Here is a 12,704-nt window from a genome sequence, read left to right as displayed (position 1 = left end):
GGGGATAAAATAATTAGGAATGGCGCTATTGTGATTACTATGGTACGCACAGCGATCAACCTGTATAGCGTCCGTGAGCTAGACGAGTCCGTCGAAGAGATTCTCGATCGAGTCGCTGACGCAGGGTACGACGGCGTGCAGTTCTCGGGTGGTCGAACGTGGGGAGAGGCGGGCCCCGAAAAGATCCGCGAAAAGCTCGATGAAACCGGTCTCGAGGTAACCGGCGCTCACGTTGGTATCGACGAACTCGAGGATGACCAGGAAGCGACGGTCGAAGCGTACCGAACGCTCGGTTGTGACTCCGTCGTCGTTCCGTATCTGGACGCTACCGAATTCGAGTCGACTGATGCCGTCGATCAGACAATCGATCGGCTACAACTGCTCCAAGATCAACTCGAAGACTACAACATCGAGTTGCACTATCATAACCACGATCACGAGTTCGTCGATCTAGGTGAACACACCGGATTCGACAGACTCATCGACGGGACCTCGGAAATCGGCTTTGAACTCGACGTGGGCTGGGCCGCCGCGGGCGGCAGCGATCCTGTGGAACTCCTCGACCGTATCGGCGAGCGAGGGCCGCTCGTTCATATGAAAGACGTCGATCTCGACACGAACACTCCGGTCGAGATCGGCACCGGTGACGTTGACATGGAAGCTTGTGCCCGGGCCGCCAGTGAGGCCGGAGCTGACTGGCTCATCTACGAACACGACTTCCCATCGAACCCCACTGTCTCGATAGAACGCGGTGCCGAAGCTCTCTCGCTACTGAGCTAAGCCGGTCAGTGTCGGATCGACAGTCGTCAGTTACCGATACTGGACGTCGAGTCTGTCGAGGATGTCCGTCAGCGCATTCGATGCTGTTCTGAACGCTTCGGGGCCGCTGTATCCTCCTTTCGGACCGGCATCCACGAGATGGGGTTCCAGCGAGACGAAGCCGTGAAAACCCCGATTCTTGAACGCTTCGAGTACCGCTGTAATACTCGCGTCGCCTTCCCCAGGCGGTACTATCTCGCCCCGTTTTCCGAATACGGCGTCTTTGATGTGCAAGAACTCAACATACTCGATCTGCTGAATCAACGCGTCGGGATAGGACTGAACGTCGATCTCTACGTAGTTCGCCGGGTCGAAGATCGCTCGGAGGTAAGGTGAGTCCACCGCCGTCATGATGTCGTAGCACCGCTCCGCCGTGTCTCCGTAGATGTCTTTCTCGTTCTCGTGCAACAACGTAATCTCTCGCCGTTCGGCCATCTCTGCTTTCGTTTGCATCCGATGCAGCACCTCCTCACGGTAGTCGGCCGGGTCCTCGCCTTCCGGGATGTAGTAGGAGAATATCCTGATGTACTCCGTCTCGAATGCCTCTGCCACCGATAGAGCCCGCTCGAAGCGATCTCGGTGCTTTTCGAAGTCCGCGGTGATATCTACCTTGCCGATTGGAGAGCCGATCGACGAGACTTCGAAGCCCCGCTCGTCGAGCGTCTGCTTGATCCGCTCAACGCTACCGTCCGACAGGTCGAGCACGTTCGTGTCGTCGACGCTTCGCAGGTCGAGATACTCGATCCCCAGTTCATCGAGGACGTCCAACTGTGTCTCCAGATCTGGTGCAATCTCGTCGGCAAAGCCCGTAAGGACGAACGAACTGTCTTGTCGTACCATGACTCGCTTAGACATGTTGCTCCATATTTAATTAGGGTTTCCCTCGGCAGTGCGTCGATAGCCGCCGACGTAGCGTGCGATACTGCATCTGGCGTGCCAGCATGCACTGCACAGGACGAGGTTAGGATGGTCGGCCTCCGAAACGTGTCTGCGGGAGAAGAATTATGTACTCCCTCTGCGAGCAACGTAACATGCGTTACCGAGTTGCATTCATTGGTACCGGCCCGGAACCGGACAATCCCGTCTGGGGCGAAAGTGCGGCCATGGCGTACCGTCACGCACCGGGATATAGAGACGACGAACGCTGCGAAATCGTCGCATGTGCCGATCTCGTCGAGGAGAACCGCGATGCGTTCGCAGAGGAGTTCAACATCGACGACGAGGGCGTCTTCGAGGACTACAATCAGATGCTCCGAGACGCCGACCCCGACATCGTGAGCATCTGTACGCCGGTACCGACGCACGCGCCCATCGTCATGGACTGCATCCAGAGCGGAGTCCTCGACGCCATCCACTGCGAGAAACCGATGGCGACGACCTGGGGAGACGCGCGCTTGATGGCTCAGGAAGCGGGACGCCGCAACGTGCAGTTGACGTTCAATCACCAGCGGCGCTTCCATCCCGATTGGCGTGAACCCAAGCAGTACGTAGACGAGGGCGAAATCGGTGAGCTCCAGCGTCTGGAGGTCGCTTGCGGCGAGCTGCTGGACAACGGGACGCACTTCATCGACCTCGCGAACTTCTACAACGACGAGCGCGCCACCGACTGGGTGATCGGCGGGATAGACTATCGGAACGAACACCTGAAGTACGGTGCTCACAACGAGAATCACGGGATGGCGATGTGGGAATACGAAAACGGCGTTCACGGCCTCATCACGACTGGTTTCGGAGAGGAAGCAGTACCTGCCACGAACAGGATTATCGGTACCGACGGCGTAATCGAGGTGCATCCTTCGGGAGCGTCGGGATATCGGATTCGACGCGCTGGCGAGTCGGAGTGGGACGTTCACAATCCCGAAACCGGCTACGAATCGAGCATCGCCGCGGGCATCAACCACATCGTTGACTGCCTCGAGAACGGTGCGGAACCCGAGCTGTCGGCTCGTCGCGCACTGGACGTTACGGAGATCATCTTCGGCGCGTGGGAGTCAGTCCGGAAGCGTGGACGCGTCGAGTTCCCACTGCGAATCGACGACAATCCGCTCGAAGAGATGGTCGAATCGGGTGCGCTGAGTCCGACACCGGCTGACAACTGACCCTTTCGATCGGTAGTCGGTAACGATTATCTGTAGGTGCGTCGACTCGCTCCGTAAAGACTCGGTCTTGGGGCCACTGTTATTCAGGTCAACATGCAGCAGCGACGCTACCCGAGGGGGGAGAACGGAGCCCAGAGGACTATCGATGACGAGCGAGAGACGGATCGGTTGCCAGATCAAGTACGGAACGCCCCCGTGTTGAGATACAGATCGGACTCCGGCCGATCCGGCCCTCGCTTCGACCGGCTACAGCGCGGATACTACTGGAGGTCCAGCGATTCGAACCACTCCATGTACTCCGGATACGCGGTTTCCGGCCCCGGGAGTTCTGGATGCCAGCGCTTCTCGTGTTCGAACATGACCCAGCCGTCGTACCCTTCCGCCTGTAACATCTTGAGAGCTTCAGCGAGGGGCAGTTCGCCCTCACCGGGCGGCACGTACCGCCACCCGTCGTCCATGGCATCGGGGTGGTCAGCGTCGTAAACCGCGTCTTTGACGTGGAGGTATTCGAGGTCGTCCCCGATCAAATCGTACGTCTCGCGCGGGCTCTCCCCGCCCACGCGCGTTGTGTGACCGACGTCCCACAGGACTCCGACGTTCGGATCCGAAATCCGATCGACGAGTTTCAGACAGTCTTCCCCGCTCGTCCAGTTGTCGTGGGTTTCGATTAGCCACTGGACGTCGCGAGCCCCGTCGATCCGTAGAATCTCGTCTACCGTCTCGGCCGCCGTCTCGACCAGCGCCGACCGTGACCGGTTGGCGAGATCGCCGCCGCCGAACACGCGGACGTACTCCACGTCTAGATCACTCGCCGTCTCGATAAGCCGCTCGGCGGCCCGGCGGTTCTTCGCCTTGGCATCCTCCTCACAGACGGTGATGCTCGAGCTGATGCCGGTCACCTCCAGATCTGATTCGGAGAGCAGTCGTTTCGTCTCGTCCAGACGATCAGTGAACTCGGTCGTCTGTGTGATGTCGAGTTCGTCTTCGAGCCCGCGAAAATCGATGCCGTCGAATCCGTACTCGTTCGCTCGCTGGCAGACGGTTTCCAGATCCCACTCTGGACAACCGATGGTAGACATGGTGTGCATCATATCCGAGTGTGACATGTCCTTTCCCCTACTAATAGTTACTGGACAGATCCCCGACGCTCGGTACCGCGGCTCCTTCCGATCAACGTACGGCTTGGACCTCTAGACTCCTGAATTGCAGTACCCGATAATAACCCGGCGGTAGATTTATCATTATGTATTTTGTCTATTGGGTTGGAATGTCTAGAAGGGACCGCCACGAGTTAGAACAGTTGATCGACCGTCGGAGTCTGCTGAAGGCCTCCGGTGCGACGGCAGTGACGGCCCTCGCGGGCTGTAATGGGAGTGGCGAATCGGGTAGCGGCGACGGTGATTCCGGAGGTGGCGGAGGTGACGACTCCAGTTCTGGAGACGGGACCAGTAACTCGGGGATTGTCGACCGAGTTCAGGCGTCAGACATGACAAACGCGCAGCCCTCGGACGCGCAGTTCAACCCTTACAATCCGACGAGTAACATCGTCGACGAGTGGGCGACGTACCCGCTGTACGACCGGTACCTCCGATACCTCCCCGACAGCGACGAGTACGAGACGCGCATCGTTTCGGACTATACGTTCGATGGCGAGCAGGTCGATCTGGAGATCGGTGGCCATGGCCACACCTGGCACGACGGTGATCCGGTCACAGCGGAGGACATCTACACGCAGCTCAAGCTCTGGGACTACGTCGGACAGGAAATCTGGAGCCTCCTTGACGAGATCGAAGTCGTCGACGAGCAGACGCTGCGGCTCCACACCGACGGGGAGGTGAACGAGAACATCCTCCTCCAGAATCTGATCTGGTTCTCGGCCAACGTTAAGAGTGATATTTTCGGAGAGAGATTGGAGGAGTTAGAGAACGCGGAAAGCGAAGACGAGGTGAACAACCTCGTGAGCAAGCTGATCGACTGGCGTCTGGAGGAGACCGTTGGCACTGGCCCGTTTAAGTTCGTCGAAATGACCCCAGAAGCGCTCATAGCCGAGCGGTATGAGGACTACCCGTGGGCGGACAACATCAACTACAGCGGATACAAGGCGTTACCCTACAACGAGGACTCCGTCCGCGTGCAAGCGCTCCAGAGTGGCGAGCTTGATGGGGTGTCTTTCTTCGTCATCGACGAGCAGACCCAGAAACAACTCCCGGAACACATCAAGCGAATCGACGTCTCCGACTTCGGTGGATACGCACTCCACTTCAACCACGACAACAAGCACCTCGGGAAGCGGAAGGTCCGGCAGGCAATCGCCCACGTCATTAACAGGGCGAATCTGGTCTCGAATATCGGTGGACAGGCCGCAGGAAACTCGCCCACTCAGTACCCGTGTGGGGTCATGGGAGGGAACCTCTTCGAACGGATCATCGGCGAACCAGACGGCTTCAACAGCTACGGTCCGGACAGTACCAACTCGGAGGAAGCAACCGCGTTACTGGAGGAGGCCGGCTACCAGAACGAGGGCGACGCGTGGGTCGGCCCCGACGGGGACAAACTGTCCTTCGAGCTGATCGGTCCGACTTGGAACGTTATGGCGACGGGATGCGAGACGATAACCTCGCAACTGAACCGCTTCGGAATCAACATCGACCTCTCCATTATCGAACCGGCTACGTTCGAGGAGCGCTACCAGAACGGCAACTACGAACTGACCTACAGGTGGTGGGGCGGCGGTGCTCAGCGTCCGGACCCGTACTTCAGCTTCGTGCTACCGTTCTCGGAGGGGAACCTACGGTCGCTTCTGAACTACCCTGAGGAGACGGAGGTTCCGTGGCCGCCGATGGAGGCCAGCGGAACCGAGACGGTCAACGTCGAGGATCGACTCGCCGAGGCCGCGACTGTCAGCGGCGACGAATCGACGCAGAAGCTCCGAGAACTGGCGTGGATCTACAACCGTGACCTCCCTAACCTCTGTATCACCGATCGGTTCATGACCCAATGGCACAACACCAGCGAATGGAACTTGCCCGAGGATCAGAGTTCGGACACCGGACGTGTAATCGAGAACGACGATCCCAACATGAACGTCATGCAACCGTACGAGTGGCTGCCGCGGAAAGGGATGTTAGAGGCCGACCCCAATGCGTGACGCGGAGAGTACGGTAGTGCGACGAGGAGCCTGATCGCAGACGACGAGACGACCTGAAATCGGTTGACAATACCATCGGGCCAGAGTGCGGATGGAGCCTTTCCCCCGAGAAACCGCTGGTACCGACGTCGGCAGGAATGTGTCAAGACGTACAAAAGCGTCCGGTTTCACGGGATGTCTGGGACCCCATGTTCCGGCCGGTTCGGCGTCTGAACCCGCAGTCGACTGCGAATATGATTGTATGGGGATAAATATTATAAGGTCTGCTGTCACAAACCATGGTATGGCATATCTGGCCAAGAGAGCAGGGCAATCTGTGATAACCATATTAATGGTTATCACGATAACGTTCATGCTGGTCCGTCTGATGCCTGGTGGCCCGATGGTGAGCCTCAGGGCACAGCTCGTCCAGCAGGGAATGTCAAGTACGGAGGCGAACGAACTGATTCAGACGTATCTCCGGGCGAATCCGCAGGACCCACTTTACGTCCAGTACTTCGAATACGTCACTCGGACCCTGCAGGGCGATCTGGGAGTATCAATCTGGTACGACAAGCCGGTCATCGACATCGTCGCCCGTGCGCTGCCATGGACGGTGTTCATCATGTCGTCCTCGCTGGCGCTCAGTTTCGGTATCGGAATCCTGGGTGGCGCTGCAATGGCCTACCTCGAGGGATCGCGATTCGACGTCACCACCTCCCTGGTTTCGACCTTCGTGACGTCCGTTCCCTACTACCTGTTCGCGATCGGGTTCCTCTTCCTCTTCGGATACCAGCTGGGCTGGTTCCCGACCAGCGGCCAGTACAATTACCAGTACACGCCCGGCCTGAACATAGAGTTCGTCGGCAGTGCGTTTCGTCACGCAGTCCTGCCCGTCTTCTCGCTCGTTCTCACGAGCTTCGGGAACTGGGCACTGTTGATGCGGAGCAATAGCATTCAGGTCCTCGGTTCGGACTACCTTCGCGTCGCCCGATTGTCTGGGCTCTCCGAACGCACTATCATAACTCGTTACGTCACTGTCAACGCGATCCTGCCGATGTACACGAACCTCATGATTTCGATCGGATTCCTGTTCGGCGGCTCGGTCGTCCTCGAGCAGATCTTCACGTACGAGGGGCTCGGATACTTCATCTTCGACGCGATCGAACACCGCGATTATCCGCTACTGATGGGGGGATTCCTCATCATTACCGTCGCGGTCGTGACAGCACTGCTTATAGCTGACCTGACGTACTCACGGATCGATCCGCGGACCGCTACTGAAGGAGAGGCACAATGACAACGAAAGATCCATCAAGCAGCAGTAACATATTTGATTACGATCCGTCTCAGTCGACCGTCTCCAGGTCCGAACGGTACAGACGGGTGTACGACGAATACGTCCGTGCGCCGATAACGATCCTCTGGGAGGACTGGCGGGCTAAAGCCGGGCTGATCATCACGAGTTTATATCTCGTCATGGGCATCGTCGGTCCGCACGTCATCCCGAAACCGTATCCCAATCAGGCCGAACGGTATATCCTCCCGTTCCAGGACCTCTCTTACGTCTTCGGAACGGACGGCCGGGGCCAGGATCTACTGGGGCTGGTCGTCCACGCAACGCCAGATATGCTGATAATGATCGTCGCGGGCGCAGTCTTTTCGACGGTGGTCGCGACGGTCGTCGGAATCGCCGCTGGCTACGACCGCGGACAACTCGATCAGATCCTGATGACGATCACTGACGCAACGATCGCGATTCCCGGCCTGATCATCGTCATCGTGCTAGCGGCCATCATCGAACCGAGCAATCCGGCGATCGTCGGTATCCTGCTGGCTAGTCACGTCTGGTCGGGGATCGCTCGCTCGATCCGGTCGCAGGTGCTGTCGCTCCGTGAAGAATCGTACGTTGAGGCGTCCCAGGTCGTGGGACTCTCGACGGCGACGATTCTCATCCGGGATCTCCTTCCGAACGTGATGCCGTACATCCTAATAAACTTCGTCAACTCAGCGAGGAACATTATCTTCAGTTCCGTCGCGCTGTACTTCCTCGGGGTTCTCCCGTGGACGAACGCTAACTGGGGCGTCATCCTCAATCAGGCGTACAATTCGCCGGCGCTCCAGTCGCTAAAGTACATTCACTACCTGCTGATCCCCATCGGGACGATCGTGTTCTTCTCTTTGGGGCTGATTCTCCTCTCGCAGGGGTTCGACCGGATATTCAATCCGAGGATCCGTGCCCGTCACGAGAAGAGCGTCCCGGACGAATCCGCAAATAACGCGTGAGATCATCCATGCAAGGACAAACCGACGAGCAGCAAGGACGGAGCAGAGCGCGAGAAACGACGGATCGCAGCGACCAAGCGATCGTGGAAATGCGCGGCGCGACGGTGACGTTCGACATGGAACGCGGGCAGTCGCGTGTCCTCGACGATGTTGATCTCACCGTTAATCGAGGTGAAGTGCTGGGCGTCGTCGGCGAAAGCGGTAGCGGAAAGTCCATGCTCGCCTCTGCATTCCTCGACGCCGTCGTCGATCCCGGACAGCTCACCGGAGAGATAACCTATCACCCGGACGACGGTGAGTCGATAGCGATCCGGGACCTCTCGGAGAAGGAACTCCGGAACGTCCGCTGGGAGGAAATTTCGATGGTGTTCCAGGGAGCGATGAGCTCGTTCAACCCCACCATGGGGATCAGAGAACACTTCGAGCTCGTACTCGAAGCCCACGGCGTGGACAAACAGGAGGGGATGGATCGCGCTGGCAATCTCCTGCAGGATCTCCACCTAGACCCGGATCACGTCCTCGACGCCTATCCCCATGAACTCAGCGGTGGCATGCAGCAGCGCGCCCTCATCGCCCTGAGCGTTGTCCTTGAACCGAAAGTCCTCGTGATGGACGAGCCGACTGCCGCGCTGGATCTGCTGATGCAGCGATCGATCCTGAGCCTGATAAACGAGCTGAAGGAGAACTACGATCTGACGATCGTGTTCATCACCCACGACCTTCCTCTGGTCGCAAAGTTAGCCGATCGGATCGGGGTGATGTACGCGTTCGACCTTGTCGAACTGGGCGAGACAGAGCGCATGGTTTCCAACGCATCCCACCCGTACACGCGGGCGCTCATTCGATCGACACCGACGATCAACGCTACCTTCGAGGAGATGGAGATCGTAGAGGGATCGAGCCCAGATCCGATCGAAACCCCCTCCGGCTGTGCGTATCACCCGAGGTGCCCCTTGAGTGACGAACAGTGTGCCACGCAAGATCCGGAGTTAGTCGACGTACAGGACGACAGCACCGACATGCGACATAAAGCCGCGTGTCACTACTGGGAAGATGCGGCCAGCGCGGTCTCGTTCGACATCCAGAATTACATCAAGGACGATACGGACACGGACATCCAGGAGATGCGTGAAGCGATGGAGGGCCGACAATGAGCCGACGTCACCAGGTCGACGAGCGTAGCGAGGTACAGGCTGACGATCAGCCGCTGATATCGATCGACGGACTGACGGTCGAGTTCGAGAACGACTCGGGAATCGTCGAGCGATACTTTGGAGATCCCGACGTCGTCCAGGCGGTCACAGACGTCTCGGTCGATATCTTCGAGGAAGACGTACTCGCGCTCGTCGGTGAATCCGGTTGCGGAAAGACGACGCTCGGCAAGGCAGCGATCGGTCTCATTGAGCCATCGAGCGGGAGTATCCGGTATCGCGGTCAGGACATCTGGGAAGCGAAGCGAGGAGACGGATCGGTCCCCTACGAGGAAATCCGCCGTTCGTTGCAGATTATACACCAGGACCCAGGGAGTTCGCTCAATCCGAATCAGAAGGTGATTTCAACACTGGCGCTACCGCTCAAGAAGTGGTCTCCTGAACTATCCCACGAGGACAGACAGGCCCGGATCTACTCGCTACTGGAACGCGTCGGCATGACGCCGCCGGAGGACTTCGCCCATAGATATCCCCATCAATTGAGTGGGGGAGAGAAACAACGCGTCGCACTAATCCGGGCACTGATGATGAATCCGGACCTCATACTGGCGGACGAAGCGATAAGCGCCCTCGACGTATCGCTTCGCGTGGAGATGATGGACCTGATGCTGGAACTTCAGGAAATCTTCAATACCTCCTACCTCTTCATCTCTCACGACCTCTCGAACGCCAGGTACCTAGCCGAACAGAGCGGCGGAAAGATCGGCGTCATGTACATGGGTCAGATCGTTGAGGTCGGCACCGTTGACCAGATAATGAAGAACCCCCAGCATCCATACACAAAGATCCTCCTCTGGGCGACACCCGACCTGAACCCTTGGGAGGAAGACATAGCGGAGCCACCGCTCCGGACAGTCGACGTCCCTGATCCGGCGAATCCACCGGAGGGATGTCGGTTCCACACGCGGTGTCCCTTCGCACGAGAGGAGTGCAAGACCCAACCGGGGACGATGGAAGTCGAGGAACAACACGAAGTGTCGTGTTTTCGGGCTGATCCCGACCATGACTACTGGCACTCCGAACCGCTAGCGGACGCAGAGTGACCGACACAACGCCACAGTAGTCTTTCTCTCCCTCTGGATCGTCGCTGAAATAGACCACCAGTCGCGTATAGAACTTGACCGACCGCTCCCGGAGTTCGGCGTATGTTCCTCTATCTTACATATGCTGGGAATAAGGCCCGACATACACGAGACGGCGTCGAGAAATCGCGGCTCGACTGAGGAAACCGCAGGAACTATCGCGGTATCTCGACCGGCTGACCGGTCTCGGCCGACTCGTAGATCGACTCGATGATCTCGACCGCCTTGCGGGCCTCGGTCCCGTCGAGCATGTATGGATCATCCGTGGAGATTGCGTCGAGGAAGTCACCGATGTTCCGGCGGTGGTTGCTGTAGTCGATGGACATCGGGTCGGCCGCACCGCCACCGGAGTCGGTCTCTTCGCCGAACTCCCCACGGATCTCCTCGTCGTCTCCGGACTCCTCGCGGAACTGCCACGTGACGAGTTCGTCTTCGAGCAGTTCAGCCGTGCCGTCGCGGCCGGCGATCTGGATCCGCTTGAGCGAGCCGGGATACATTGAGGTGGCTCCGAGAATCTGACCGACTGCGCCGTTGCGGTACTTCAGTACGGCGACAGCGGTGTCCTCGACTTCGATGAGATCCGAGTCGTGGGCGCGTGTTGCCGTGTACGCGAATACTTCCTCGACGGGATTGACGTCACCGTCGAGGTCGGACATCGCAGTGCCCGCGAGCCACTGGATCGCGTCGATGCCGTGGATAGACTGGTTCATGAGTGCGCCTCCCCCATCGAGAGCTTCGGTCCCCTGCCAGCGATCCGGTCCGTAGTACTCGTCGTCACGCCACCACGGCACGTACGTGTTGACCACCGATAGGTCACCGAAGCGGTCGTCGGCTGCCGCGTCGCGAAGCTGCTGGACAACGGGATTGTACCGCTGGGGGAAAACTCCGCCGAGACGGACGCCAGCCTCGTCAACCGCTTCGAGCATCTCGTCGATGCGTTTGGTCGATATTTCGAGTGGTTTCTCACAGAGGATATCTATCCCGCGTTCTGCTGCAGCTTTCGTCGGTTCGAGGTGGCTCCCACTGGGTGTGCAGACAGCGAGGACGTCGGGTTCGGTCTCGTCGAGCATCGACTCGGTCTCCTCGTACCACTCACAGTCATATTCGTCTGCAAAGGCACGGCCCTTCTCTGTCGTCCGACAGGAGCCGGCGACAAGTGTCGCGTTCTCCAGATCGCCGATAGACTCCGCGTGCAACTCTGCTACGGCACCGATACCAGCGACAGCGAAACGAGTTGATGTGACCATGGCGCTCGTGCCAATACGTTTCGCCTCATCATCAAAAACGTATCGGCGGACCGACTGACGCTTCGGAGTGGTCGGATATCGCTGATTGATCCTACCTCGACCGGTGGGGCGGCCTCGTCACTTCGCGGCTGACCTCGATGGTCGGTCCCTTCTTTTCGCGCCTCCCATACCGCACGTCGTACAAAACGCCGTCATCGGAGCCACGCTGGCGGTAGTGCAATTATCAGCACTGTTGGGAAGGACATCGAGAGGCGCGTATTCGACGACACAGCTGACGGTGACTGTGCTCACGACCACGAGAACCAGACGACCGTGCCAGCCGTGATCGCCGGCCCGATCCCAATTCTGGCTCACTCACGAGCATTACCGCAATAACCGCGACATCAGTCGTCATGCAGATGTACTTGACGGTTTCTGATCCCTCGAATTTTGGAGTCCTTCCAGAACAAGTCGCGTCCTCTCAGACGTTCGATAACTGCTGTCGAATTCGGTTCTGGATGAAAAACCAATCGGATCAATATGAGAACATATGTTGATATCGTGTCCGAGTATTCTGCTGAACGGAAGGCGTTCGGCGATTGTCCCCGATTCCACGTCCGCATATGGATATACTGACTGTTTTCCACTGAAATGTATCGTATTCCAATCTACAACCTTATGATCGCCTGTAGCAACACAGCAGATCCCTTGAATATAGTACCGAATAGTGTCGTTCCGCCCAGCCGCCACGACTCGTCGAGGCAAAACTATGGCCGGCCTTTGTTCGGGATCGGGGACAGATCCCTTGAAGAGATTCTCTCGACTGTGCTCTCGTCTCCGAACTGGAACTGGCC

10 protein-coding genes are annotated in these 12,704 nt (G+C 58.2%); 7 read left to right on the top strand and 3 right to left on the bottom strand.

Features of this window, described 5'->3' with window-relative positions:
* The first annotated feature begins 39 nt into the window (after nt 1-39).
* The gene (locus tag LCY71_RS20670; protein WP_225336443.1) at nt 40-780 is read left to right on the top strand and encodes a sugar phosphate isomerase/epimerase family protein; all 741 of its coding nucleotides are present in this window, start codon (nt 40-42) and stop codon (nt 778-780) included.
* A 30-nt stretch (nt 781-810) separates the two neighbouring features.
* Here LCY71_RS20670 and LCY71_RS20665 read toward each other — a convergent pair whose 3' ends face one another.
* Entirely contained in the window at nt 811-1,659 is an 849-nt protein-coding gene (locus LCY71_RS20665) for a sugar phosphate isomerase/epimerase family protein (RefSeq protein ID WP_225336442.1), read from the bottom strand.
* Nucleotides 1,660-1,922: 263 nt separating this feature from the next.
* Between LCY71_RS20665 and LCY71_RS20660 the strand changes: the two genes are divergently transcribed.
* The gene (locus LCY71_RS20660) at nt 1,923-2,918 is read left to right on the top strand and encodes a Gfo/Idh/MocA family protein (RefSeq protein WP_225336441.1); all 996 of its coding nucleotides are present in this window, start codon (nt 1,923-1,925) and stop codon (nt 2,916-2,918) included.
* A gap of 260 nt (nt 2,919-3,178) precedes the next feature.
* On the opposite strand, the gene LCY71_RS20655 is transcribed toward LCY71_RS20660, so the two are convergent.
* On the bottom strand, nt 3,179-3,997 hold the full coding sequence (locus tag LCY71_RS20655) for a sugar phosphate isomerase/epimerase family protein (protein ID WP_225336440.1): 819 nt from the start codon (nt 3,995-3,997) through the stop codon (nt 3,179-3,181).
* 407 nt (nt 3,998-4,404) lie between these two features.
* Here LCY71_RS20655 and LCY71_RS20650 point away from each other — a divergent pair, with 407 nt between their 5' ends.
* From LCY71_RS20650 to LCY71_RS20630, 5 genes are all read left to right on the top strand, one after another.
* A complete protein-coding gene (locus LCY71_RS20650; RefSeq protein ID WP_225336439.1) occupies nt 4,405-6,066 on the top strand; it encodes an ABC transporter substrate-binding protein in 1,662 nt (553 codons plus the stop codon).
* A 283-nt stretch (nt 6,067-6,349) separates the two neighbouring features.
* A complete protein-coding gene (locus tag LCY71_RS20645) occupies nt 6,350-7,345 on the top strand; it encodes an ABC transporter permease (protein WP_225336438.1) in 996 nt (331 codons plus the stop codon).
* Entirely contained in the window at nt 7,342-8,331 is a 990-nt protein-coding gene (locus LCY71_RS20640) for an ABC transporter permease (RefSeq protein WP_225336437.1), read from the top strand. The genes LCY71_RS20645 and LCY71_RS20640 overlap by 4 nt, the downstream gene beginning before the upstream one ends.
* A gap of 8 nt (nt 8,332-8,339) precedes the next feature.
* Complete coding sequence (locus LCY71_RS20635; protein ID WP_225336436.1) at nt 8,340-9,485, top strand: ABC transporter ATP-binding protein; 1,146 nt, start codon at nt 8,340-8,342, stop codon at nt 9,483-9,485.
* Nucleotides 9,482-10,585: an ABC transporter ATP-binding protein gene (locus LCY71_RS20630; RefSeq protein WP_225336435.1), complete on the top strand. Its 1,104-nt coding sequence runs from the start codon at nt 9,482-9,484 to the stop codon at nt 10,583-10,585. Before LCY71_RS20635 ends, LCY71_RS20630 begins: the two co-directional genes overlap by 4 nt.
* Before the next feature lie 194 nt (nt 10,586-10,779).
* Here the strand turns inward: LCY71_RS20630 and LCY71_RS20625 are convergent, their stop codons facing one another.
* Nucleotides 10,780-11,871, bottom strand: coding sequence for a Gfo/Idh/MocA family protein (locus LCY71_RS20625; protein ID WP_225336434.1), 1,092 nt, complete (start codon nt 11,869-11,871; stop codon nt 10,780-10,782).
* Nucleotides 11,872-12,704: the final 833 nt, after the last annotated feature.

It is taken from the genome of Halomicrobium urmianum (genome assembly GCF_020217425.1).
Taxonomy (GTDB): domain Archaea; phylum Halobacteriota; class Halobacteria; order Halobacteriales; family Haloarculaceae; genus Halomicrobium; species Halomicrobium urmianum.
This window is presented reverse-complemented; position numbering and strand designations above follow the sequence as displayed.